Annotated in this window: 22 protein-coding genes; 13 read left to right on the top strand and 9 right to left on the bottom strand. The window is 72.2% G+C overall.

Annotation, left to right across the window (positions count from 1 at the left end; genetic code table 11):
• Nucleotides 1-20: 20 nt before the first annotated feature.
• Complete coding sequence (locus tag ACFYW1_RS10845; RefSeq protein WP_388990057.1) at nucleotides 21-1214, top strand: RtcB family protein; 1194 nt, start codon at nucleotides 21-23, stop codon at nucleotides 1212-1214.
• 205 nt (nucleotides 1215-1419) lie between these two features.
• Here ACFYW1_RS10845 and ACFYW1_RS10840 read toward each other — a convergent pair whose 3' ends face one another.
• Complete coding sequence (locus ACFYW1_RS10840; RefSeq protein WP_388990055.1) at nucleotides 1420-2178, bottom strand: SDR family NAD(P)-dependent oxidoreductase; 759 nt, start codon at nucleotides 2176-2178, stop codon at nucleotides 1420-1422.
• Between the two features lie 188 nt (nucleotides 2179-2366).
• Here ACFYW1_RS10840 and ACFYW1_RS10835 point away from each other — a divergent pair, with 188 nt between their 5' ends.
• Complete coding sequence (locus ACFYW1_RS10835; protein WP_388990053.1) at nucleotides 2367-2834, top strand: hypothetical protein; 468 nt, start codon at nucleotides 2367-2369, stop codon at nucleotides 2832-2834.
• Nucleotides 2835-2971: 137 nt separating this feature from the next.
• On the opposite strand, the gene ACFYW1_RS10830 is transcribed toward ACFYW1_RS10835, so the two are convergent.
• A complete protein-coding gene (locus ACFYW1_RS10830; protein WP_388990051.1) occupies nucleotides 2972-4456 on the bottom strand; it encodes an FAD-dependent monooxygenase in 1485 nt (494 codons plus the stop codon).
• Nucleotides 4457-4601: 145 nt separating this feature from the next.
• Between ACFYW1_RS10830 and ACFYW1_RS10825 the strand changes: the two genes are divergently transcribed.
• Nucleotides 4602-5174 carry a TetR family transcriptional regulator gene (locus ACFYW1_RS10825; RefSeq protein WP_388990049.1) on the top strand — a complete coding sequence of 191 codons (573 nt, stop codon included), beginning with the start codon at nucleotides 4602-4604 and terminating at the stop codon, nucleotides 5172-5174.
• A 100-nt stretch (nucleotides 5175-5274) separates the two neighbouring features.
• Nucleotides 5275-5844, top strand: a complete 570-nt coding sequence (locus ACFYW1_RS10820; protein WP_388990047.1) for a MarR family winged helix-turn-helix transcriptional regulator — start codon at nucleotides 5275-5277, stop codon at nucleotides 5842-5844.
• Here the strand turns inward: ACFYW1_RS10820 and ACFYW1_RS10815 are convergent.
• Complete coding sequence (locus ACFYW1_RS10815) at nucleotides 5822-6574, bottom strand: Mut7-C RNAse domain-containing protein (RefSeq protein ID WP_388990045.1); 753 nt, start codon at nucleotides 6572-6574, stop codon at nucleotides 5822-5824. The genes ACFYW1_RS10820 and ACFYW1_RS10815 overlap by 23 nt on opposite strands.
• A 171-nt stretch (nucleotides 6575-6745) precedes the next feature.
• Entirely contained in the window at nucleotides 6746-7603 is an 858-nt protein-coding gene (locus tag ACFYW1_RS10810) for an NAD(P)H-binding protein (RefSeq protein WP_388990043.1), read from the bottom strand.
• Nucleotides 7604-7803: 200 nt separating this feature from the next.
• Between ACFYW1_RS10810 and ACFYW1_RS10805 the strand changes: the two genes are divergently transcribed.
• Nucleotides 7804-8250 (top strand): GNAT family N-acetyltransferase, encoded by a 447-nt coding sequence (locus ACFYW1_RS10805; protein WP_388990041.1) that lies wholly within the window; start codon nucleotides 7804-7806, stop codon nucleotides 8248-8250.
• A gap of 87 nt (nucleotides 8251-8337) precedes the next feature.
• Here the strand turns inward: ACFYW1_RS10805 and ACFYW1_RS10800 are convergent, their stop codons facing one another.
• On the bottom strand, nucleotides 8338-9138 hold the full coding sequence (locus ACFYW1_RS10800; protein ID WP_388990039.1) for a DUF6597 domain-containing transcriptional factor: 801 nt from the start codon (nucleotides 9136-9138) through the stop codon (nucleotides 8338-8340).
• Nucleotides 9139-9249: 111 nt separating this feature from the next.
• Here ACFYW1_RS10800 and ACFYW1_RS10795 point away from each other — a divergent pair, with 111 nt between their 5' ends.
• A complete protein-coding gene (locus ACFYW1_RS10795) occupies nucleotides 9250-9822 on the top strand; it encodes a TIGR03086 family metal-binding protein (RefSeq protein ID WP_388990037.1) in 573 nt (190 codons plus the stop codon).
• Between the two features lie 102 nt (nucleotides 9823-9924).
• On the opposite strand, the gene ACFYW1_RS10790 is transcribed toward ACFYW1_RS10795, so the two are convergent.
• The 4 genes from ACFYW1_RS10790 to ACFYW1_RS10775 all read right to left on the bottom strand — a co-directional run bounded on the left by ACFYW1_RS10790 (nucleotide 9925) and on the right by ACFYW1_RS10775 (nucleotide 13936).
• Nucleotides 9925-11079 (bottom strand): hypothetical protein, encoded by a 1155-nt coding sequence (locus ACFYW1_RS10790; RefSeq protein WP_388990035.1) that lies wholly within the window; start codon nucleotides 11077-11079, stop codon nucleotides 9925-9927.
• A gap of 189 nt (nucleotides 11080-11268) precedes the next feature.
• Entirely contained in the window at nucleotides 11269-12153 is an 885-nt protein-coding gene (locus ACFYW1_RS10785) for a universal stress protein (protein WP_388990033.1), read from the bottom strand.
• A gap of 63 nt (nucleotides 12154-12216) precedes the next feature.
• Nucleotides 12217-13209 carry an Acg family FMN-binding oxidoreductase gene (locus ACFYW1_RS10780; RefSeq protein ID WP_388990030.1) on the bottom strand — a complete coding sequence of 331 codons (993 nt, stop codon included), beginning with the start codon at nucleotides 13207-13209 and terminating at the stop codon, nucleotides 12217-12219.
• 136 nt (nucleotides 13210-13345) lie between these two features.
• Entirely contained in the window at nucleotides 13346-13936 is a 591-nt protein-coding gene (locus tag ACFYW1_RS10775; protein WP_148840795.1) for a hypothetical protein, read from the bottom strand.
• A 148-nt stretch (nucleotides 13937-14084) separates the two neighbouring features.
• Here ACFYW1_RS10775 and hemL point away from each other — a divergent pair, with 148 nt between their 5' ends.
• The 7 genes from hemL (at nucleotide 14085) to ccsB (ending at nucleotide 22165) form a co-directional block, all read left to right on the top strand.
• Nucleotides 14085-15401 carry a glutamate-1-semialdehyde 2,1-aminomutase gene (gene hemL / locus ACFYW1_RS10770; protein WP_388990028.1) on the top strand — a complete coding sequence of 439 codons (1317 nt, stop codon included), beginning with the start codon at nucleotides 14085-14087 and terminating at the stop codon, nucleotides 15399-15401.
• Nucleotides 15398-16108, top strand: coding sequence for a histidine phosphatase family protein (locus ACFYW1_RS10765; RefSeq protein WP_388990026.1), 711 nt, complete (start codon nucleotides 15398-15400; stop codon nucleotides 16106-16108). The genes hemL and ACFYW1_RS10765 overlap by 4 nt, the downstream gene beginning before the upstream one ends.
• A gap of 444 nt (nucleotides 16109-16552) precedes the next feature.
• Nucleotides 16553-17803 carry a hypothetical protein gene (locus ACFYW1_RS10760; protein ID WP_388990024.1) on the top strand — a complete coding sequence of 417 codons (1251 nt, stop codon included), beginning with the start codon at nucleotides 16553-16555 and terminating at the stop codon, nucleotides 17801-17803.
• Between the two features lie 67 nt (nucleotides 17804-17870).
• Entirely contained in the window at nucleotides 17871-18482 is a 612-nt protein-coding gene (locus tag ACFYW1_RS10755) for a TlpA family protein disulfide reductase (protein WP_388990022.1), read from the top strand.
• Nucleotides 18483-18525: 43 nt separating this feature from the next.
• Nucleotides 18526-19248: a cytochrome c biogenesis CcdA family protein gene (locus ACFYW1_RS10750; RefSeq protein ID WP_388990195.1), complete on the top strand. Its 723-nt coding sequence runs from the start codon at nucleotides 18526-18528 to the stop codon at nucleotides 19246-19248.
• Nucleotides 19249-19253: 5 nt separating this feature from the next.
• A complete protein-coding gene (locus ACFYW1_RS10745) occupies nucleotides 19254-21086 on the top strand; it encodes a cytochrome c biogenesis protein ResB (protein WP_388990020.1) in 1833 nt (610 codons plus the stop codon).
• Complete coding sequence (ccsB, locus tag ACFYW1_RS10740) at nucleotides 21083-22165, top strand: c-type cytochrome biogenesis protein CcsB (RefSeq protein WP_388990018.1); 1083 nt, start codon at nucleotides 21083-21085, stop codon at nucleotides 22163-22165. The genes ACFYW1_RS10745 and ccsB overlap by 4 nt, the downstream gene beginning before the upstream one ends.
• The last annotated feature ends 34 nt before the right edge of the window (nucleotides 22166-22199 follow it).

The following is a 22199-nucleotide window of genomic DNA, read 5'->3' as shown; positions in this document are numbered from 1 at the left end:
TTCGGGGGAATAGAGGGGCTATGTCGTATGTAGAGGTACCGGGCGCGAAGGTCCCGATCCGCATGTGGGCCGATCCGGCCTCGGTCGAGGACTCGGCCATGCAGCAGCTGCGCAACGTGTCCACCCTGCCCTGGATCAAGGGGCTGGCGGTCATGCCGGACGTCCACTTCGGCAAGGGCGCGACGGTCGGTTCGGTGATCGCGATGCACGGTGCGGTCTGTCCGGCGGCGGTGGGCGTGGACATCGGCTGCGGGATGTCCGCGGTGAAGACCTCGCTGACGGCCAACGACCTGCCGGGCGACCTGTCCCGGCTCCGGTCGAAGATCGAGCAGGCCATTCCGGTGGGTCGCGGGATGCACGACGACGCCGTGGACCCCGACCGGCTGTACGGCTTCCGCGCACCGGGCTGGGACGACTTCTGGGCGCGGTTCGGCGGTGTGGCAGAGGAGGTCCGGTTCCGTCGGGAACGGGCCACGAAGCAGATGGGGACGCTCGGATCGGGCAACCACTTCATCGAGTTCTGCCTCGACGAGTCGGGTTCGGTCTGGCTGATGCTGCACTCCGGGTCGCGGAACATCGGCAAGGAACTGGCCGACTTCCACATCGGCCAGGCGCAGAAGCTGCCGCACAACCAGGACCTGATCGACCGCGACCTGGCGGTGTTCATCGCGGACACCCCGCAGATGGCGGCCTACCGCAACGACCTGTTCTGGGCGCAGGAGTACGCGAAGCACAACCGCGCCATCATGATGGCCCTCTTCCAGAACGTGGTCCGCAAGGAGTTCAAGAAGGCCAAGGTGACCTTCGAACCGGTCATCTCCTGCCACCACAACTACGTGGCGGAGGAGCGGTACGAGGGCATGGACCTGCTGGTCACGCGGAAGGGCGCGATCCGTGCGGGCTCCGGGGACTTCGGGATCATCCCGGGGTCGATGGGCACCGGTTCGTACATCGTGAAGGGCCTCGGCAACGAGAAGTCCTTCAACTCGGCCTCGCACGGCGCGGGTCGGAAGATGAGCCGGAACGCCGCGAAGCGGCGCTTCTCGACGCGCGACCTGGAGGACCAGACCCGGGGCGTGGAGTGCCGCAAGGACTCCGGCGTCGTGGACGAGATCCCGGCCGCGTACAAGCCGATCGAGCAGGTCATCGAGCAGCAGCGGGACCTGGTGGAGGTCGTCGCCAAGCTCAAGCAGGTGGTGTGCGTGAAGGGCTGAGCACCGGTACGGGCGCCGCGCCGGGTTCTTCCGAACCCCGGCCGCGGCCCCGGTCCCGGGCTCATGGTGGGCCCTGTCGCGCATGTCGGCTCCGGACGCGGGTGGTGTGTCCGGGGCCTTCCCGCGTTCCGGTGCTCCGGTGTTCCGCGTGTCCGCGGTCCTGTGTTTCTGCGTTTCTGCCGGGGTGGTCCGTTTCCCGTCGGGGTCAGCCGGTGCGGTGGACCTTGGAGTTGGACGCCTGGGCGCGGGGGCGGACGACCAGGAGGTCGATGTTGACGTGGCTGGGCCGGGTGACGGCCCAGGTGATGGTGTCGGCCACGTCGTCGGCGGTGAGGGGTGCGTCGACGCCGGCGTACACCTTGGCGGCCTTCTCGGTGTCGCCGCGGAAGCGGGTGGTGGCGAACTCCTCCGTCTTGACCATGCCGGGGGCGACCTCGATGACGCGGACCGGGGTGCCGACGATCTCCAGGCGGAGCGTCTCGGCCAGTACGTGCTCGCCGTGCTTGGCGGCCACGTAACCGCCGCCGCCCTCGTACGTGCCGAGGCCCGCGGTGGAGGAGAGGACCACGATGGTGCCGTCGCCGCTCGCGGTGAGCGCGGGGAGCAGGGCCTGGGTGACGTTGAGCGTGCCGATGACGTTCGTCTCGTACATCTGGCGCCAGTCGGCGGGGTCACCGGTGGCGACGGGGTCGGCGCCGAGCGCTCCGCCCGCGTTGTTGACGAGGACGGCGAGGGTGCGGAAGGCCGTGGCGAACTCGTCCACCGCGGCGCGGTCGGTGACGTCCAGGGCGTAGGCCGTGGCCTGGTGGCCCGCCTCGTTGATCTCCTCGGCGAGCGCCTCGATGCGGTCCTTGCGGCGGGCGGTCAGTACGACGCGGTAGCCGGCGGCGGCCAGTTGGCGGGCGGTCGCGGCGCCGATGCCGCTGCTCGCTCCGGTGATGACGGCGATCGGGGTGGCGGCCATGGCGGACTCCTCGGGCGGACGATCTATGACGCGGCCAGGATAGGCAGGCGCGGATCGGTGGTCCGAAACGTGTCGGTGGGTGGACACGGGTCGGGGGCGGGCGGCGGGGATGGGCCGGACGAGGGGAAGGCGCGCGCCGAACCGATCGGTAAATAAGGATAATTCGGGTCGATCTGTATCTTCGGGGCATGGTAGTGACCCGTAGAAAAGCCGCGGCGCTGGTGCTGGTCGCGATGGCGACGCTGGGCGCGGGCGCCGCACCGGAGGCCGATGTGTCGCACCACGGGCATGTCCTGCTGTGGGGCTCGGGGCTCGGGGTCTGGATGCGGTCCGAGAACCGCGGCCCTTCGAACCTGGCGGACGTGACCGTGCGCGTGCGGACGTCGGTGGCGCTCGTCGGGCGGCAGGAGATCCCGGAGAACTGCATGCAGACCGGGCGGCAGACCGTGCTGTGCCGCACGGGCGAGCTGCGCGCCGACCGGGCGGAGGAGGCGGGGCGGCGGCAGTTCGCGTTCGAGCTGCAGCTTGCGGGGAAGCCGGACGAGGTCGTCGTACGGATCGACACGCTGTGGAACGGCGGGGCGACCGACCGGAACCCCCGCAACAACGACCACCGGGTACTGGCTCCGGCCACCGGCGACGAGTACGTCTTCTGACCCGCGGACGCCGCCCCGGGCCAAGTGCCCACCGGCCGCCCGCCGGGCCCGGACGTCCGCCGGCGCCGGGCACTCGTCGGCCGAGGGGGCGCCCGCCGGGCCCGGCCGCTCACCGGACCCCCGCCGGCCCCGGGTGCTCACCGGGCCCCGGCGGCCGTGGCGGCCGGGGTCAGCCGGGTGAGCGCGGTTTCCAGGGCCGCGGGGTCGGCGTGGTCGCTCGCCCAGGCGATGTAGCCGTCGGGGCGGACGAGCAGGGTGGTGCCGCGCTCGCCCTGCCAGTGGGCGTGCACCAACGGGGCCGGGGATGCCGGGGCGGTGGCGCCGGCCGGGGTGACGAGGACGAACGCGCCGTCGCGCAGCAGTTGGTACAGGCGGCCCTCCCGCAGGCTCAGATCGGGGGCGCGCTTCGAGGTGAGGGGGTGCGCGCCGCGCGGGGCGGGGTAGGCGATCGAGATGCCGGAGACCATGCCGATGAGCTTGTCGGAGGCGGGCCGGATGCCGGACAGCATCGTGGCGGCGGCGGTTCTGGCCGCCCGCTGGAGCGGGGTGTGGGCCATGGCGAGGCGGACGATCGCGCCGCTGGAGCGGAGCACTCTCGTGCCGACCGGGTGCCGCTCGGCGTGGTAGCTGTCGAGGAGCGCCTCCGGGTCGGCCGTGTGTCCCCGCAGCACGGCGGCGAGCTTCCAGGAGAGGTTGGCGGCGTCCTGGAGGCCGGTGTTCATGCCCTGGCCGCCCGCCGGTGAGTGGACGTGGGCGGCGTCGCCCGCGAGGAAGACCCGGCCGGTGCGGTAGGCGGGCACCTGGCGTTCGTCGCTGTGGAAGCGGGAGATCCAGCGGGCGTCGTGCATGCCGTAGTCGGTACCGAGGGAGCGGCGGGCGATCTCACGCATCTCGTCGAGCTCGACGGGGTCGCTGTCGGCGGCCTGGTGCGTGCGGTCCCACCCCATCACGCGGTACCAGCCGTCCCCGAACGGGACGATGAAGGCGAAGGTGTCTCCCCCGCCGCTGACCGTCAGGACGGAGGTGGGCTCCTCGGCGAACCGGACGTCGGCAAGGACGATCGACCGGATCACGGACTTGCCGGGGAAGGGGAGTCCGAGGGCGTGGCGCACGGGGCTGCGCATCCCGTCGGCGCCGACGAGATAGCGGGCGGTGAGGGTGGACCGGCTGCCGTCCGGCTCGCGCAGTTCGGCGGTGACGGACCCGGCGTCCTGGTGGAGCCCGGTCAGCTCCGTCCCGTACCGGAAGCGGACGCCGGCGGCGCGGGCCCGGCGCTCCAGCAGGTGCTCCACCTCGTACTGCGGGGTGATCAGCACGAAGGGGAAGCGGGTGCGCAGCTGGGAGAGGTCGATCGAGAGCGCGCCGAAGAAGCGCAGCGAGGTGATGGGGGTGCCCCTCCCGATCAGCTCGTCGGCCAGGCCGCGGCCGTCGAGCAGTTCGAGCGTGCGGGCGTGCACGGCGAAGGCGCGCGTCATGTTGTTCGTCCGGTGCGGGCGGCGCTCCACGAGCGTGACGGAGACGCCCTGGGCGGCGAGGTCCCCCGCGAGCAGCAGGCCGGTGGGGCCGGCGCCCACGACGAGCGTGTCGACGATCTCGGGTGTGGTGCTCGGGTTGGTGGTCATGGCTGCCTCCTGGGCCCGTTCATCAGCAGTGGCCGGTGGTCGCCGGCCGTCACCTTCGTGCCAACAGGCGTTGGTCAACGCTTGTTGGCAACGGTAACTCCGGCGTGACTGGCATGTCAACGCTTGTTGGCCTACATTTGTTGGCATGACGAAGCCCGCCGCCGCCCCCCGCCGTTCCGACGCCACCAAGGCCGCGATCCTCGCCGCCGCGCGCGAACGGTTCGCCGCCGACGGGTACGAGCGCGCCACCATCCGGGCCATCGCCCGGGACGCGAGCATCGACCCGTCGATGGTCATGCGCTACTACGGCAACAAGGAGGGGCTGTTCGTCGCCGCCTCCTCGATCGATCTGCGGCTGCCCGAGCTGGGGGCGCTGCCGTCCAAGCACGTCGGCGCGGCCCTCGTGGCGCACTTCCTGGACCGCTGGGAGGGCGACGACGTGCTCACGGCGATGCTGAGGGTCGGCGTCACCAACGAGGCGGGCGCGGAGCGGATGAGAGAGGTCTTCGCCCAGCAGATAGGGCCGGTCACCCTCGGCGTCTGCCCCGATCCGGCCGAGGCGTCCCACCGCGCGGCGCTCGTCGCCTCGCAGATACTGGGGATGGCGCTCACGCGCTACGTGCTGCGGTTCGCGCCCGCCGCGGAGATGTCGCGCGAGGAGGTGATCGCCTGGCTCGCGCCCACCATCCAGCGCTACCTGACCGCCGAGAAGCCGTAGGCTCCGTCCGGCGGACGCGCCTCGGCCCGGCCTGCTCGGGGGCGGTCCGTTCGGGCCCGTCTGGCGGGGAGGGGCGGTGCCCGATTCGTACACTCTCTGCATGTCGCAGAAGTCCCAGCCCCGCCGTCGTGCGCTGATGGCCGAGCTGACCGTCGAGTCGCGGCGGCACATGGCCGCGTACGCGCTCTTCAACCAGGCCGTCGCGGACCACCTGAGGCTCCACCCGACCGATCTGCAGTGCATCAACCTGCTCGGACTGGAGGCGGCCCCGGTCACCACCGGCCGCATCGCGGAGCTGACCGGGCTCACCACGGGGTCGGCGACCCGGCTGGTGGACCGGCTGGAACGGGGCGGCTACGTGACGCGCGAGCGCGACACGGTCGACCGGCGACGGGTGCTCGTCGCGCCCGTGCCGGAGCGGATGGCGGAGGTCGGCGCCGTGTGGAAGCGGCTGAGCGGCGCCTGGGCGGAGATGTTCGAGACGTACGACGACGACGAAGTGGCCCTGCTCATCGGCCACATGCGACGGACGATCGAGCTGAGCGCGCGCCAGGTCGAGGTGTTGCGGCGGAGCACCGCAGCGCCGGACCGGGCGGACCCGGCGTGCGGGGCCGACGTGCCGGATCCGGAGGGCGGGGGCGGGGGCGTCAGGCGTTGTCCGCAGGAGTGACGGAGGCCGGGGCGAACTCCTGGAGCGCCTTCGTGACGATCGCCTCCAGCCGGGTGTGGTGGGCGCCCCGCCAGTAGACGCGGTCGCACTCCGTGCACTGCGCGAAGACGTCGTACGACTGCCGGGTGCCGTGCTCCAGCCGGCCGCTGACGGTGTCCTTGTCGGCGCTCTTCAGCGGGCCGTTGCAGGCGGTGCACCTGGTCCACGGGGCCAGGTGCGGGGCGAACCGTTCCAGCACGTCGCGGAGTTGCTCCTCCGGATGGTTGCTGTAGACGTACGCCCCGGCCCAGAGCTCCCGTCGGTGCAGCAGTCCGCGGTCCCGGGAGAGCAGCACGCGGCGCTCCCGCGCCGAGCGGGTGGCCAGCGCGGGGTCGCCGATGTCCTCGCTCTCGTACGCCGCGTCCACGCCGAGCAGCCGCAGGCGCCGGGCGAGCGTGCCGAGGTGGACGTCGAGCAGGAACCGCAGCGGGGCGCCCGGGACGTGCTGGGGGCGCTCCACGGCCCGCACCTCGACCAGTTCGCCCGCCCTCGGGATGTGCGAGACCGGAACCGGGCGGCCGTCCACCAGGATCTGCCCGGCCTCGGTGAGCGGGATGCCGAGCGACTCCACCACGTGGCCGAGGGTGGAGGAGCCGTCGGTGACCACGGACGTGCGCCCCCGGCGGCGTTCATGAGCGACGAAAAGGCGCAGTTCGGGGGCGACTTCGAGGTGGATCTCCGGTCCGTTCACCTCGTCAGCATGTCATCGGGCCGGGCGGATCGGCCAGGGATTTCGGGCCGGCGGGCGCGCTGGGATCCCCTGGCGCTCCGGGTGCTCCGGCGCCCAGGGCGCTCCGGTGGCCAGGGGTCCCGGCACGCCCGGGTGCTCCGGTGGCCCGGGACGCTCCGGTGGCCCGGGTGCTCAGGGGCGGAAGGCGTCGGCGTGTTCCTCGGCCCAGGCGGCGAAGGTGCGGGCCGGGTGGCCGGTCAGCTTCTCGACCTCGTCGGTCACCTCGGCCGGGGAGCCCTCCGAGGCCGCCATGTACGCGAGCAGCGCGTCGGCGATCGGCTCGGGCACGAACGCGGCCACGGACTCCTTCCACGCCTCCCCGGACACGGCGTTGACGGCGATGGGGCGCCCGGACGCCGCCGCCAGGAGGTCGATCTGCTCGGCGGCGCTGAGCGACTGGGGGCCGGTCAGGTGGTACGCCGCGCCCTGCAGGCGGGGTTCGGTGAGAACGGCGAGGGCCGCCTCGGCGATGTCCCTCTCGTGGATGGGGCTGCTGTGGCTGCGGGGGTGGGGAAGGTCGACGGAACCGTGCTCCCGTACCGCGCGCGACCACTGGTGGGCGTTGGTCGCGAAGGCGCCGGGGCGGAGCAGCGTCGTGGTGAGGGGCGAAGCGGTCAGGGCCTGTTCCACCGCGTGGTGGGAGGCGGCGATCGGGTTGTCCAGGGCGTCGGGGGCTAGGACCGAACTGGAGGAGAGCAGCACGATGTGCCCGACCCCGGCGGCCTCGGCCGCGGCGAGGAAGGCGTCGATGCCGGAGGGTTCGGCGTAGAGGAAGACGGCGTCGACCCCGGCGAGGGCGGCCGCGAAGGTGGCCGGGTCGCCGAGGTCGCAGGCCACGACCGGCACGTCGGCGGGCAGTGCGGCGGCGCCCGGGCCGGAGAGCCGTTCGGGCGCGCGCGAGGCGGCGCGGACGGAGTGCCCGGCGCGGAGCAGCAGCGGGACGAGGGCGGAGCCGACCCGGCCGCGGCAGCCGGTGACGAGAGTGAGCATGGCGGAGGAACCTCTTCTCTGAGGATGTGACTGCGATACGCATAAGTTGTGCGACGCAGATAAATATCCTGGGGGAGCCCCCGGCCGTCAAACGTTTTCGGGGCGTGGCGGACGCACGGGCAGGAGCGGAGGAAGGGGCAGGAGCGGGGGAGAGGGGAGGCGGAAGCGGAGGTGGAGGCGGGTGTGCCTACAGTTCCCCCATGTCCCTCACGAAGATCATCGACCTCGAACCCGGCGACGCCCGACTGGCCGACGGCCTGCTCCCCGTCCTGCGCGAACTCCGTCCCCACCTCACCGAGGACCTCTTCCGGGAGGTGTACGAGCGGGGGTACGGGCAGGGCCTGCGGTTCAGCGCCGCCTACGACGACCGGGGCGTCTGCGTGGGCGCGGCCGGGTGGCGCGTCGTCGACAACACCAGCCAGATCCGGAAGCTGTACGTCGACGACCTGGTCACCACCGAGGGCGCTCGCTCCACCGGGGTCGGCCGGAAGCTCCTCGGGTACCTGGAGGAGCGGGCAAGGGAGGCCGGCTGCCGGTACCTCAGCCTGGACTCGGGCACGCACCGTACCGACGCCCACCGCTTCTACCTGCGGGAACGGCTGGACATCGTCGCGTTCAACTTCGACAAGGCCCTCGCCTCCGACTGAGTGCCGTGCGCCGGGCCGGTCCACCGGGCTGAACGGTTGGGCCGGGCCACCGGCCGGAACGGGCGGCCCGGGTCCGGCCGGTGGTGCTCAGTGCGGTGCGAACGCCGTCGGTGACACCCCGACCGTGGCCGTGAAGTCCCTGATCAGATGGGCCTGGTCGCTGTAGCCGAGTTCGGCGGCGAGCGCCGCCCAGTCCACTCCGGGGTCCGACTCGGCCCGCTCCAGCGCCTCGTGGATCCGGTAGCGGAGGATGACCCACTTGGGTCCGACGCCGACGTACGTGGAGAAGAGCCGCTGGAGGGAGCGCGGGGACAGCCCTCCGGCGCGGGCGAGTTCGTCGACGCGGCGCACCGTGCGGTCCGTGCGCACCAGGTCGACCAGGGCCATCGCGCGTTCGGCCTGCGGGTCCGGCCGGGGCGCGAGCGCCAGCAGGTACGCGTCGAGCGCCGCCACCCGCGCGTCCTCGTCCGCCGGGTCGAGCACGGCCGACGGCGGGGCGGGCGGGGCGAACACCTCGTCCGCGGGCAGCCGTTGGCCCGTCCACCGCGCGACCGGCTGCTCCGGTGCGAACGGCCGGAACCCGCCGGGCCGGAACTGCACGCCGCAGACCCGGCCCCGGCCCTCCAGCTTCTGCGTGAAGAGCTCCAGCCCGATCCCCGCGACCTCCACGAGGTCGGCCTCGTGCCCGTACCGCTGGAAGACCAGGTTCACGGACGGGTGCGGCACCAGGTGGGAGGCGTACGGCTGTGACAGGTCCCAGTCGATGAGCCAGTAGTGCTCCAGGTACGGCCGGAGTGCGGCGGCGGGTTCGCGGCGGCGGAAACGTACCTGTGCGAAGAGTTCGGGGGCGTCGACGATGCCCCGGGTGTCACGTCGAGGACCGGCCATGACGGCGATTTTATGGCGGCCCCGTGGCGTGTTTCGCGCTGTGCGGGTTTTTCGTGGGGCGATGGCGCGTTTCTTCAAGCGCCGGGCCGTCGCGGCGTGCAGGGTCGGCGGATGAAGAAGATGAGCGAACTGCTGGAGACGGCCGCGGCACGGGCCGTGCCGGTGCTGAACGGGATCGACGACAGCAGCCTCGGAGCGCCCACGCCCTGCGCGGAGTACGACGTACGGGCGTTGATCAACCACCTCTTCCACGTGGTCGTCAACTTCCAGGCCCTGGCGGCCCGGGAGCCGGTCGAGTTCGGCGAGGCGCCGGACGCCGTCACGGGGGACTGGCGGGCCCGCTTCGGCGAGGAGACCGACCGGCTGGTGGCGGCCTGGGCCGTGCCCGGTGCGGACGAGGGCACGGCGGGGACCATGGAGCTGCCGGCCAGGACCGTCGGGAACATGGTGCTGGGCGATCTGACCGTCCACGCCTGGGACCTCGCGCGGGCCACCGGCCAGGACTTCGCGCCGGACGCGTCGGTGCTGGACGAGATCGGCCCCGCGCTGGCCGCGATGGCGCCGATGGGCAGGGAGGCGAAGGTGTTCGGCGAGCCGCACCCCGTGCCGGAGGGGGCCGGACCCTTCGAGCGGGTGCTGGCGCTGACCGGCCGCGATCCGCACTGGCGGGCGCCCGGCGCGTGATGCGGTGACGCGCCCCGGGCGTACGGGCGGCGCCCCGCACGCCCGGGAGCGGGTCGGGGAGCGGCCTGCCCGTACGCCGGGGGCGGAGCGTGTCCAGACCGGTCAGCGGCTCCACACGTGCAGGGCGTCGCCCGATTCCGAGACCGTGTACCAGGTGCCGTCGCCCAGGGCGGTGGGTGCGCCGGAGACCGGGAAGGGGTACGCGAGCTGCGCGGTCACCCGCATCTCCTCCCCGGCCGTGCTCACCAGCCAGTGGCGCGCCTCGCCGTACTCCTCGTCCCGTTCCGACGTACCGACGACGACGGTCTCCTCGTCGAGGAAGCCGCACTCGTAGTCCCAGAGCGCCTCGTCGGCGTCCTCGTCGTCGGGGTCGGCCCCGGGGTGGCGCGGGACGGCGTGCTCGGTGTCGAGTTCGGCCAGGACGGAGCCGTCGTCGACGCGGTGCACGCCGAGGGTCTCCTCGTAGTGAGTCACCGTCAGGAAGCGGTCGCCCGAGGGGCTCACCGCCGTCAGGATGCGCTCGTCGTTGCAGAACCGCTGGACGGTGAGCTTCTCGCCGTCCCACCTGCCCCACAGCAGCGGCACCCCGTCCTGCCCCTCGCCCACGGCCAGGCCCATCCGGGCGGGGTCGGGGTGCGGGACGTGGTCCGAGCCGGCCGCCACCGTCTCCGCGTCCGCCCGGCCGAGGATCCGGCCGTCGGCGGCGTCGATGACCAGCCACTCGTCCAGCGCCTCCGGGTCGGGCCCCGAGGCGGCGACGGGGCCGCGGATGTGGGCCCACACGAGCGTGCCGTCCGCCGAGAACACGGCCGAGCCGCTGTCCGGGTACCGGTGCCGGGGATCGGTCGCGTACTCCTCGAACCCGGTGTGGAGCGTGCGGCAACTGCCCTCCCAGCAGCCGTGCGCGATCTCCCAGCGCACCGCGCCCGCCGGGTCCACCGCGCGCACCGCGTGCACCCCGGCGAAGACCGCGAGACCGGCGTCCGGCGCCACCGCGAAGGTGCCGAAGCGGCGGGGCCAGGGCGCGGGGAAGCGGACCGTCGCGGCGTCCGTCGGGGCAGCTGCTCCCGGCACGTCCGCCGCGTCCGGGGCGACCACGACCAGTTCGGTGTCGCCGCGCTGGACGAGCAGGCGCCGCCCGTCGCCGGGCCCCCCGCCGGGCCACCGGACCAGGTGCGGGACGTCCGCCGCGTCCCGCTCCCGCTCCAGCGGTGCGGCGAACGTGGTGACAAGGCGTGCGGTGGCGACGTCGACCATGGGCCGGGCCTCCCTCTCGTGCTTCGGTGCCGCGCCGGTACGGGGGGAGGGCCGCGCGGTCGGGCCGGCGGTCACGCGCGGCTGCGCCGCGACCGGGTCGCACCCGAACTTCCCCACCGTTCCCCGGGCAGCCGAGTGGTCAAGTGTTCGACGTAGTATCCCCGCCGGTGATCCTGCGGTCGGCCCGGGTCAGCGGGAGCGGGCGTCGGGGACGACGGCGACCGGGACGGGCGCGTAGTGCAGCATCGCGTGGCCCACCGGTCCGAGGCGGAACCCGTGCCACCCGGTGCTCCGGCGGGCCCCGACGACCAGGAGTTCCGCGCCCTCGGCGGCCTCGATGAGGCTCTGGTGCGTCGGCCCCCGCACCACCGACCGGTGGATGACGACGCCGGAGGAACCGGTCGGATCCAGCCGTTCCAGCACCTCCTCCAGGTGCTCCTCGGCCTCCCGGTGGCAGGAGGCGGCCGGGGAGCCCGAGATGAGCGGGTGGCCCATGGGCCCGTGGGCGGGGCTGCGCCAGACGCGTACGGCGACCAGCTCGCCGCGGCGGACCGCCGCCCGCTCCAGCGCGAAGACGGCGGCCGGTGCGGGCGTGACGGAATCGCTGATCCCGACGACGACGCGGCCGGGGTGCGCCGGGGGCCCGGACGGGTGCGCCGGGACGACCACGACCGGGCACCGGGACCGGCCGGCGAGCGACAGGCTGACGGACCCCAGCAGCATTCCGGCCACCCGGCCCCGGCCGCGCGACCCGAGGACGACCAGGGCGGCCTCCCGGCTCTCCTCGACGAGCGCCGTCACGGTGTCCTCGGCCAGCACGACGGCCTCCGCCTCGACCCCGGGGCCGAGCCGCCGGGCCCGCTCCGCGGCCTCGGCGACAAGACGCCCGGCGATGATCTCCTCCGAGGGGCGCTCGGTGTCGAAGACGTCGTGCACGCCCTCGTAGCGCTCCCACAGGGACGCGTGGACGACCCGCAGGGGCAGCCGCGAACGCGCCGCCTCCGCCACCGCCCAGTCCAGGGCGCGCAGACTCCCCTCCGACCCGTCCACCCCGACGACCACGGGGAGCGACATCGCTCCCACCGCCTTCCCTGCTCGGCTCTTCGGCGCTCTCGCGTCCGGCTGCCCGGCGTACCGCTACGGATCGATCGTCAGCACCTGGTCCATGGGCCGGCGCGGGGTGCGCGGCCCCGTGGGCCCGTACCCCAGCCGGACGATCATCTGGGCGTGGCCCGAGCCGTGCACCGGGTCGCGCAGCAGCCAGCGCAGGTCGGGCCATTCGAGGGGCTGGGTCGCGAACGACGTGGACACGTCGTGGAGCGTGGCCGTGAGCAGCATCCGCTCCAGTGCCTGACCGGCGCGGAGCCAGTCCACGGCGTGGTCGCCCGCGGTGGACAGCAGGGCCAGCTGCGGCCGTTCCTCGAACGGCACGCGGGCCCGGCCGGGCTGCGGGGCCGTCCCCAGGAAGTCACGGGCGGTCGCCCGCGCCGAGGCGTCGCGGGGGCCCATGGCGTAGTCCGTGATGCCGTCCACGGGGGCCTCGGCCCTCGTGTCCCGGGTCCAGCTCCGCTGTTCCGCCTCCCGCGCCGGGTCCTCGCGGGAGTAGCCCTCGGCGTCCCGGATCAGGTCCAGCACCTCCTCCAGGTGCGGGGAGGCCAGGAACGTGAAGTCCGCGCCCTCCGCCCGGGCCGCCCCGACGAGCAGCTCCCGGATGTCCGGCGGGATCCGCTGGTCGTCGAACGGGTAGCGGCTCGTGTGCCGTTCCCGGATCGCGGGGTACAGCGCGGCGAGTACCACGTCCCCGTCCCCGTCGGCGCGGGGGTCGAGCCGTACGGTGGCCAGCACCGCGGGGGCCGCCGGGTCGGGCAGCAGCGCGGTGACGGCGTGCAGCCCGCGGTGCGCGGCGGACACCCGCAGGTTCAGCAGCGCGGCGCCGCAGCCCACGTGCAGCGCCCGGGTGGCCGGGTCCTCCTCGGGCAGCGCGCGGTCGAGATCGGCGAGGAGCGTGACGGTCCGGTCCGCCCGGGTGGCGCGGAACCGCCAGGGCTGGACGTTGTGCATGGACGGGGCGGCAGCGGCGTCGGCGACAAGCCCGGTCAGCGTCGCGTCGTCGAGTGACTGGCTGGACATCAAGGACTCCCCGGGATCGGGAACGGTCGATGCCCCTCCAGCATGGAACAGATGGGGGACGGACGCGGTCCGAGAACACCGCGAAGGGCGGGGCCCGGGCCCCGCCCTCATTCGTTGTGCGCCGTGAAATCCCAGGTCAGGGCCATACCAGGCAGTACGCCTGGTGTCCGGCGTCGTGCAGCCGGTGGGAGAAGTCCTGCCATTCGTGGAGCAGCCGGTAGACGTTGAACGCGTCCTGCGGGCCGCCGCGGTCGGGGACCGTGGACCAGATGAACGCCGCGGCGCCCACCGACTCCTCGCCGACGCCGCGCAGCGGGTCGACGACCGTCATCGGGAGCTTGACCACCGCGTAGTCGGGGTGGAGCACGACCAGTTCCAGCGGGGGGACCCGGTGCAGGGGTATGCCCTGTATCCCGGTGAGGACCATCGCCGCCACCGTCTCCGGCTTGATCTTGGTGAACATGCCGCCCATGCCCAGCTCGTCCCCGCCGAGTTCCTCGGGGCGCATCGAAATGGGCACGCGTGCCGCGGTGGCCCCGTCGGGGGCACCGAAATACTTGTAGGTCACCCCCACCCGGCCACCACTCCTGCTCCCGACCTCGCCGTCCTGCGCACCACCGGACCGTATGGCCTGCTCGCGCTTCGCCTCACGCCGGTGCCGACCCCGCCGGGCAGGCTCGGGCCCCAGGTCGCCGGTCCCCTCGCCCACTCCGCCACCGCGATGCATATCTCATCCACCCGACTGCTACTCAGGAGACACAGCCCCTACTCAGGAGGCACAGCTCTGCCGCGCAACCCGATCATCGTGTCAGTGACCTCCCCCGCGGACGTGCGGTGAAACACCTGTCCGCAAGTCCGTCCGGGGCTCTGACACCATGGCGTATGTGAGCTTTCCCTATGACGCCCCAGTTTCGCAGACGCTTTTCGACCGCGCGTCCCTCGTGACGCCCGGCGGCGTGAACTCTCCCGTCCGTGCTTTCCGGGCCGTGGGCGGTACGCCCCGGTTCATGGTGTCCGGTACCGGTCCGTACCTCACGGACGCCGACGGCCGGGAGTACGTCGACCTCGTGTGCTCGTGGGGGCCGATGATCCTCGGCCACTCCCACCCGGAGGTCATCGCCGCAGTCCAGGAGGCCGTCGCCCGCGGCACCTCGTTCGGTACGCCGGGCGAGGGCGAGGTCGCGCTCGCCGAGGAGATCGTGGCCCGGGTCGAGCCCGTGGAGCAGGTGCGGCTGGTGTCCTCCGGCACCGAGGCGACCATGTCCGCGATCCGGCTGGCCCGCGGGTTCACCGGCCGGGCCAAGGTGGTGAAGTTCGCCGGCTGCTACCACGGCCACGTGGACGCGCTGCTGGCCGCCGCCGGGTCCGGGGTCGCGACCTTCGGCCTCCCGGACACCCCGGGGGTCACCGGTGCGCAGGCCGGCGACACGATCGTGCTGCCGTACAACGACCTGGACGCCGTCCGCGAGGCGTTCGCCGCGCACCCCGGCGAGATCGCCTGCGTGATCACCGAGGCGTCGCCGGGCAACATGGGCGTCGTGCCGCCGCTGGACGGTTTCAACGCCGGGCTCAAGGAGCTCTGCGCCGCGAACGGGGCGCTCTACATCTCCGACGAGGTCATGACCGGTTTCCGTACCTCGAAGGCCGGCTGGTTCGGTGTCGACGGGGTGCGGCCCGACCTGATGACCTTCGGCAAGGTCATGGGCGGCGGCTTCCCGGCCGCGGCCTTCGGCGGGCGCGCGGACGTGATGGCGCACCTCGCCCCGGCCGGCCCGGTCTACCAGGCGGGCACCCTCTCCGGGAACCCGATCGCCACCGCCGCCGGTCTCGCCCAGCTGCGGCTGCTCGACGACGCGGCGTACGCCGGGGTGGACGCGGTCTCCGCGGAGATCCGCGGGCTGGTCGGCGAGGCGCTCGCCAAGGAGGGCGTGGCGCACACGGTGCAGGCGGCGAGCAACATGTTCTCCGTCTTCTTCACCGACCGGCCGGTGCGGAACTACGAGGACGCGAAGCGGCAGGATGCCTTCCGCTTCACCGCGTTCTTCCACTCGATGCTGTCGCAGGGCGTCTACCTGCCGCCGTCGGCCTTCGAGTCCTGGTTCGTCTCCACCGCCCACGACGCGCGGGCCGTCGAGCGCGTCGCCGCCGCCCTGCCCGCCGCAGCCCGGGCCGCAGCGGAGGCCACCGCATGAGCGAGAACGCGAGCTCCGGCGGCGGTCGCGAGGGCAAGGACATCACCGTCGTCCACCTGATGCGGCACGGCGAGGTGCACAACCCGGAGGGCGTGCTGTACGGGCGCCGCCCCGGCTACCACCTCTCCGAGCTCGGCCGGCAGATGGCCGACCGGGTGGCCGAGCACCTGGCGGGCCGCGACATCACACACGTCGTCGCCTCCCCGCTGGAGCGGGCCCAGGAGACGGCCGCGCCGATCGCCGGGGCGCACGAGCTGGACCTGGCCACCGACGAGCGGCTCATCGAGGCCGCCAACGTCTTCGAGGGCAAGACCTTCGGCGTCGGGGACGGCGCGCTGCGCAAGCCGGACAACTGGAAGCACCTGACGAACCCGTTCCGGCCGTCGTGGGGCGAGCCGTACATCGAGCAGGTCGTGCGGATGATGGGCGCGCTGGACGCGGCGCGCGACGCGGCGCGCGGTCACGAGGCGGTGTGCGTCAGCCACCAGCTGCCGATCTGGATCGTGCGCAGCTTCGTGGAGCGGCGGCGGCTGTGGCACGACCCGCGCAAGCGGCAGTGCACCCTCGCCTCGCTGACCAGTTTCACGTACCAGGGCGACAAGATCGTGTCCGTCGGGTACTCGGAACCGGCGCGGGACCTGGTGCCGGCGCATCTGCTGGCCGGGGCGAAGCCGGTGAAGGGCAAGTCGAAGGCGTTCGGCGCGTAGCCGTCCGACGCGCAGTCGACCCACCGGCCGGGAGGCCGGACGGAGCGGGGGGGGGGGGGGGGGGGGGGGGGGGGGGGGGGCGGCGGCGGCGGGGCGGGGGGGGGCGGCGCGGGCGGGCGGCCGGGGGGGGGGGCCCGGGCGCGGGGGGCGCGGCGGGCGGGGCGGGGGGGCCGCGCGCCCGCCCCCCCCCGGCCGGGGGGGCGGGGCGCGGGGGGGGGGGGCGGGGGGCCCCCCCCCCCCCCCCCCCCCCCCCCCCGCTCCGTGCTGTTGCCTCGCGCAGCCCCGCCCCCCGACACTCTGCTAGGTCATGCGTTCGAGCACGGTCCGGGTCTGGTCACATAAAGAATCATGTGCTAATTCACGGAACCCCCGTGTTGGTTCCGCCATCTAAGCCTTCGCCAGTTTGTATGGACTTGAGGCAAAACGACCGCAGATGGGGTAATCATGCGCGATATCAGCCGAAGGGGTCTGCTCGGGGCCGGCCTCGGAGCCGCCGCCGCTGTCGGGGTGGCGGGCTGTGGCACCTTCGGCTCCTCCGGCGGGAGCCAGTCGGGAACCACGGGGGAGAGGGGGACCGACGGGAACCCCCGGGGGACCGGGCCCGCGGAGAAGGACGTCCGGAAGATCGGGGACGGTTCCACGGCGGACACCGGCAAGCAGCCGCACCAGCCCGCCAAGCCGGTCCCGCTCGAACCCGGTCAGACGCCGCCGCAGTTCGTGATCTTTTCCTGGGACGGTGCGGGCGAGGTCGGCAACGGGCTCTTCCCGCGCTTTCTGGAACTCGCCAAGGACCATGACGCGGCGATGACCTTCTTCCTGTCCGGGATCTATCTGCTGCCCGAGTCCAAGAAGTCCATGTACCGGCCGCCCAACAATCCGATCGGCGCCTCCGACATCGGTTATCTCACCGACGACCACATCAAGGAGACGCTGAAGAACGTCCGCCAAGCATGGCTCGACGGGCACGAGATCGGCACCCATTTCAACGGGCATTTCTGCGCGGGTTCCGGATCGGTCGCGAACTGGTCGCCCCAGCAGTGGCGCAGCGAAATCGACCAGGCGGTCTCCTTCGTCACCGAATGGCGCACCAACACCGGCTGGAAGGACCTCGACCCGCTGCCTTTCGACTACCGGAAGGAACTGGTCGGCGGACGCGCCCCCTGCCTGCTCGGCCAGGACAACCTGTTGCCCACCGCGAGCAGGCTCGGCTGGCGCTACGACGCCAGTTCGCCCGGCGGAACCCAGGTCTGGCCCAAGAAGCGCGAGGGTGTCTGGGACCTGCCGCTCCAGGCCATGCCCTTCCCCGGGCACACCTTCGAAGTCCTCTCGATGGACTACAACATCCTGGCCAACCAGTCGCTCAATTCGACCAAGGGGATGCCCTCGCGCTATCCCGGATGGCGCGAACAGGCCACCCAGTCGTATCTCGCCGGATTCAACCGCGCCTACACGACGAATCGCGCACCCTTCTACATCGGAAACCACTTCGAGGAGTGGAACGGCGGCATCTACATGGACGCGGTCGAAGCGGTGATCAAGAAAATCGCCGGGAAACCGGACGTGCGCCTGGTCTCCTTCCGGCAGTTCGTCGACTGGCTCGACGTACAGACCCCGGCCGTCCTCGACAAGCTCCGTTCCCTGGGAGTCGGCGAGGCACCCGCGGGCGGCTGGAACGCCTTCTTTAAACAAGCCTGACAACGGGCTTTACGGGCACCGAGGGGGGTGCCCGAGATCGCCTGAACCGCCATGCGAAACTTTTCACATGAGCCATGGCCGCGCACCCCGACGCCGCTTCACCCTGCTCGCCGCCCCCGCAGCGGTCGTCGCCCTCGCCCTCACGCTGACCGCGTGCGGCGGCGACGACAACAAGACCGGCGGAGGCGGCAACACGAACTTCGTCACGGGAAGTGGCGGAATCTCCACCGTGGCCAAGGGTGACCGCGTCGCCGCCCCGAAGCTGGACGGCGAGACCCTCGACGGCAAGCAGCTCGACGTCGCCGACTACAAGGGCAAGGTCGTCGTGCTGAACATGTGGGGCTCGTGGTGCGGGCCCTGCCGCCTGGAGGCCCAGTACTTCTCGCGGGTGTCCAAGGAGACGAAGGACAAGGGCGTCCAGTTCGTCGGGATCAACACGCGGGACGCCCAGAAGGGCCCCGCGATCAGCTTCGAGAAGGACTACGGGGTTCCCTACCCCAGTCTCTTCGACCCGACGGGCAAGCTCATGCTCCGCTTCCCCAAGGGGACGCTGCGCCCGCAGGCCATTCCGTCGACCGTGGTCCTGGACCGGGACGGGAAGATCGCCGCCCGCTCCCTGGCCGCGCTCGACTCCGAGCAGCTGCACAAGATGATCGACCCGCTGATCGCGGAGAAGTGACCAGGTGATCGCCCTCGCCGTCGCCGGCCAGAACGAGACCGTGATGAGCGGGGCCCTGCTCGTCGCCCTGCCCATCGCCGTGCTCGGCGGGCTCGTCTCCTTCTTCTCGCCGTGCGTCCTGCCGCTCGTGCCCGGCTACCTCAGTTACGTCACCGGCGTGAGCGGCACCGACCTGGCGCAGGCCCGGCGGGGCCGGATGGTCGCGGGCGCCTCGCTCTTCGTGCTCGGCTTCACCGTCGTGTTCGTCTCCGGCGGCGCGCTCTTCGGCTTCTTCGGCCAGACCCTCCAGGAGAACAGCGGGATCCTCACCAAGGTCCTCGGCGTGCTGATGATCCTGATGGGCGCCTTCTTCATGGGGCTGATGCCCTGGATGACGCAGCGCGAGTTCCGCATCCACAAGCGGCCGGTGACCGGTCTGGCGGGCGCCCCGCTGCTGGGCGCCCTCTTCGGGATCGGCTGGACCCCGTGCCTGGGCCCGACGCTCAGCTCGGTGAGCATCCTCGCGATGGAGCAGGGCACCGCCGGACGCGGGGCGATACTGACCGTCGCGTACTGCCTCGGCCTCGGCATCCCCTTCGTCCTCGCCGCCGTCGCCTTCCGCAAGGCGCTCGGCGCGTTCGGCTGGGTCAAGAAGCACTACGCCTGGGTGATGCGGATCGGCGGCGGAATGATGATCGTGACCGGCCTGCTTCTGCTCACAGGTGTGTGGGGCACGATGATGCAGCAGGTGCAGGGCTGGTCCGACGGCTTCACGGTGGGGATCTGAGTTCCATGAGCAACACCAAGTCCAACCCCGCCCCGGAGCGGGAGCGCCGGGACGAGGAGGGTTCCTCCGAGTCGGGCGCCGCCGGAGCCCGGCTCTCCACCGCCCCGCGCGAGGAGAACGAGACCGGTCTGCCCGCGATGGGCGTCATCGGCTGGGCCCGCTGGTTCTGGCGGCAGCTCACCTCGATGCGGGTCGCGCTGATCCTGCTCTTCCTGCTGTCGCTCGGCGCCATCCCCGGCTCGCTGATCCCGCAGAACAGCGTGGACGAGCTGAAGGTGGAGGCGTTCAAGAAGGCGCACGCCACCCTCACGCCGGTCTACGAGAAGCTCCAGTTCTTCGACGTCTACAGCTCGGTGTGGTTCTCCGCGATCTACATCCTGCTGTTCGTCTCGCTCATCGGCTGCATCGTGCCGCGCACCGGCCAGTTCGTGGGCCAGCTGCGCAGCCGCCCGCCCGGCGCCCCCAAGCGCCTGACCAGGCTGCCCGCGTACACCACCTGGCGCACCGAGGCCGATCCCGAGCAGGTCCACGGGGCCGCGCTCGCGATCATCCGGAAGCGCCGCTACCGGGTGCACGCCGTGGACGGCGCGGTGGCGGCCGAGAAGGGCTATCTGCGCGAGGCCGGGAACCTGATCTTCCACGTCTCCCTGATCGTGATGCTGGTCGCGTTCGCCTGCGGGCAGCTCTTCAAGTCCGAGGGCGGCAAGCTGATCGTCGAGGGCGACGGCTTCGCCAACACGCTCACGCAGTACGACGACTTCAAGTCCGGCTCGCTGTTCGACAACGACTCGCTCGCCCCGTTCAGCTTCACGCTCGACAAGTTCACCGGCACGTACGAGCGCCGCGGCCCCCAGCGGGGCACGCCCCGGACCTACGAGGCGCACGTGACGTACGCGGAGGGCGCGTACGGCAAGCCGAAGAAGACCGTCATCAGGGTCAACGAGCCCCTCGTCATCGGCAGCACCAAGGTCTACCTCAACGCCCACGGCTACGCGCCGGTCGTCTCCGTCAAGGACGGCAAGGGCAAGGAGGTCTACCGGAACGCGGTGCCGCTGCTGCCGATCGACAACAACGTCACGTCGAGCGGGGCGATCAAGGTCCTGGACGGCTACCGCGACAAGAGCGGCAAGAAGACCCAGCTCGGCTTCCAGGCGTTCTTCGTGCCGACCTTCGCGGGCAACGGCAAGGGCACGATGTTCTCGCAGTTCCCGGCCGCCGACTTCCCCGTACTGGCCCTCAACGGCTTCCACGGCTACCTCGGACCCGACTCCGGACTGGCGCAGAACGTGTACCAGCTCGACAAGACCAAGATGACGGAGTTCAAGGACGCCGACGGCAAGCAGCTCAAGCAGCGGCTGCTGGTCGGCGAGACCATGAAGCTGCCCGACGGCGCCGGCTCCATCACGTTCGAGGGCCTCCAGGAGTGGGCCAGCTTCCAGATCACCGAGCAGCCGGCCAGCGGCTGGGCGCTCGGCGGTTCGGTCGCCGCGATCGCCGGACTCGCGGGCTCGCTGTTCATCCAGCGGCGCCGGGTCTGGGTGCGGGCGGTGCGCGGCGCGGACGGCGTCACCGTCGTCGAGATGGCGGGCCTGGGCCGCAGCGAGTCCGCGAAGCTGCCCGAGGAACTGGCCGACCTCGCGGTCGAGCTCGTCGCCTCGGCACCCCCGGCGCCCGACCCCGAACCCGGTACCGACGCCGAGTCCGGCACCGCATCCGAGTCCGAGTCCGAGCCCGGTTCCGGGTCCGAGTCCGGAACCGACCCCGACGCCGGACCCGAATCGGATTCCGACGCCGTCGAAGAATCCTCCGAAGATCCTGCCGAAGGGGCTGAGAAGTGAATCTCGCCGCCGCTACCAACGAGAACCTGGCGCACACCAGCAATGTGCTGATCTATTCGGCGATGGCCGTCTACACCCTGGCCTTCCTCGCACACATCGCGGAATGGGTGTTCGGCAGCCGCAGCAAGGTCGGCCGCACCGCCGCCGCCCTGACCGGGGACAAGGCCGCCGCCCCCCAGGTGAAGGTGCAGGTCGCGCAGAAGGGCGGCGGCACCGCCGTACTGGACCGCCCGAAGATCGTCACCCGCGCCGCGGCCGGTTCCCGGGACGTCCCGGACGGGCCCGGCGCGGCCGGCGGCACGTTCAAGGGCGACCTGTACGGGCGGGTCGCGGTCTCCATGACCGTGCTCGCCTTCCTCGTGCAGGCCGGCGGCGTCATCGCCCGCGCGATGTCCGTGCAGCGCGCCCCCTGGGGCAACATGTACGAGTTCTCCATCACCTTCTCCACGGTGGCGGTCGGCGCGTACCTGGTCCTCCTGGCCCTGGGCAAGAACGTCCGCTGGATGGGGCTGCTCCTGGTCACCACCGTCCTGCTGGACCTCGGCATCGCGACCACGTGGCTCTACACCGACAGCGACCAGCTGGTGCCCGCGCTGCACTCGTACTGGCTGTGGATCCACGTCTCCACCGCCATCTTCTGCGGCGCCGTCTTCTACCTCGGCGCGGTCGGCACCCTGCTCTACCTCTTCCGCGACAGCTACGAGAACAAGCTCGCCAACGGGGGCGAGCCCGGCGCGTTCGCCCGCTCCGTGCTCTCCCGGCTGCCCGCCGCCGCCTCGCTCGACAAGTTCTCGTACCGCATCAACGCCGCGGTCTTCCCGCTGTGGACGTTCACGATCATCGCGGGCGCCATCTGGGCGGGCGACGCCTGGGGCCGCTACTGGGGCTGGGACCCCAAGGAGGTCTGGTCCTTCATCACCTGGGTCGCGTACGCCTGCTACCTGCACGCCCGCGCCACCGCCGGCTGGAAGGGCCGCAAGGCCGCCTACCTGGCGCTGATCGCCTTCGGCTGCTGGCTCTTCAACTACTACGGCGTGAACATCTTCGTCACCGGCAAGCACTCCTACGCGGGCGTCTGACCGGCCCGCCCCCGCAAGGGCTCCGTACCCCGTA

The sequence above is a fragment of the Streptomyces sp. NPDC002669 genome (assembly GCF_042889165.1).
GTDB lineage: Bacteria > Actinomycetota > Actinomycetes > Streptomycetales > Streptomycetaceae > Streptomyces.
This window is presented reverse-complemented; position numbering and strand designations above follow the sequence as displayed.

Excerpts from the sequence above, each read along its gene's own strand:
- ACFYW1_RS10845 (WP_388990057.1), top strand. The coding sequence starts at position 21 with ATGTCGTATGTAGAGGTACCGGGCGCGAAGGTCCCGATCCGCATGTGG.
- ACFYW1_RS10840 (WP_388990055.1), bottom strand. The coding sequence starts at position 2,178 with ATGGCCGCCACCCCGATCGCCGTCATCACCGGAGCGAGCAGCGGCATC.
- ACFYW1_RS10835 (WP_388990053.1), top strand. The coding sequence starts at position 2,367 with ATGGTAGTGACCCGTAGAAAAGCCGCGGCGCTGGTGCTGGTCGCGATG.
- ACFYW1_RS10830 (WP_388990051.1), bottom strand. The coding sequence starts at position 4,456 with ATGACCACCAACCCGAGCACCACACCCGAGATCGTCGACACGCTCGTC.
- ACFYW1_RS10825 (WP_388990049.1), top strand. The coding sequence starts at position 4,602 with ATGACGAAGCCCGCCGCCGCCCCCCGCCGTTCCGACGCCACCAAGGCC.
- ACFYW1_RS10820 (WP_388990047.1), top strand. The coding sequence starts at position 5,275 with ATGTCGCAGAAGTCCCAGCCCCGCCGTCGTGCGCTGATGGCCGAGCTG.
- ACFYW1_RS10810 (WP_388990043.1), bottom strand. The coding sequence starts at position 7,603 with ATGCTCACTCTCGTCACCGGCTGCCGCGGCCGGGTCGGCTCCGCCCTC.
- ACFYW1_RS10805 (WP_388990041.1), top strand. The coding sequence starts at position 7,804 with ATGTCCCTCACGAAGATCATCGACCTCGAACCCGGCGACGCCCGACTG.
- ACFYW1_RS10800 (WP_388990039.1), bottom strand. The coding sequence starts at position 9,138 with ATGGCCGGTCCTCGACGTGACACCCGGGGCATCGTCGACGCCCCCGAA.
- ACFYW1_RS10795 (WP_388990037.1), top strand. The coding sequence starts at position 9,250 with ATGAAGAAGATGAGCGAACTGCTGGAGACGGCCGCGGCACGGGCCGTG.
- ACFYW1_RS10790 (WP_388990035.1), bottom strand. The coding sequence starts at position 11,079 with ATGGTCGACGTCGCCACCGCACGCCTTGTCACCACGTTCGCCGCACCG.
- ACFYW1_RS10785 (WP_388990033.1), bottom strand. The coding sequence starts at position 12,153 with ATGTCGCTCCCCGTGGTCGTCGGGGTGGACGGGTCGGAGGGGAGTCTG.
- ACFYW1_RS10780 (WP_388990030.1), bottom strand. The coding sequence starts at position 13,209 with ATGTCCAGCCAGTCACTCGACGACGCGACGCTGACCGGGCTTGTCGCC.
- ACFYW1_RS10775 (WP_148840795.1), bottom strand. The coding sequence starts at position 13,936 with ATGCATCGCGGTGGCGGAGTGGGCGAGGGGACCGGCGACCTGGGGCCC.
- hemL (WP_388990028.1), top strand. The coding sequence starts at position 14,085 with ATGGCGTATGTGAGCTTTCCCTATGACGCCCCAGTTTCGCAGACGCTT.
- ACFYW1_RS10765 (WP_388990026.1), top strand. The coding sequence starts at position 15,398 with ATGAGCGAGAACGCGAGCTCCGGCGGCGGTCGCGAGGGCAAGGACATC.
- ACFYW1_RS10760 (WP_388990024.1), top strand. The coding sequence starts at position 16,553 with ATGCGCGATATCAGCCGAAGGGGTCTGCTCGGGGCCGGCCTCGGAGCC.
- ACFYW1_RS10755 (WP_388990022.1), top strand. The coding sequence starts at position 17,871 with ATGAGCCATGGCCGCGCACCCCGACGCCGCTTCACCCTGCTCGCCGCC.
- ACFYW1_RS10750 (WP_388990195.1), top strand. The coding sequence starts at position 18,526 with ATGAGCGGGGCCCTGCTCGTCGCCCTGCCCATCGCCGTGCTCGGCGGG.
- ACFYW1_RS10745 (WP_388990020.1), top strand. The coding sequence starts at position 19,254 with ATGAGCAACACCAAGTCCAACCCCGCCCCGGAGCGGGAGCGCCGGGAC.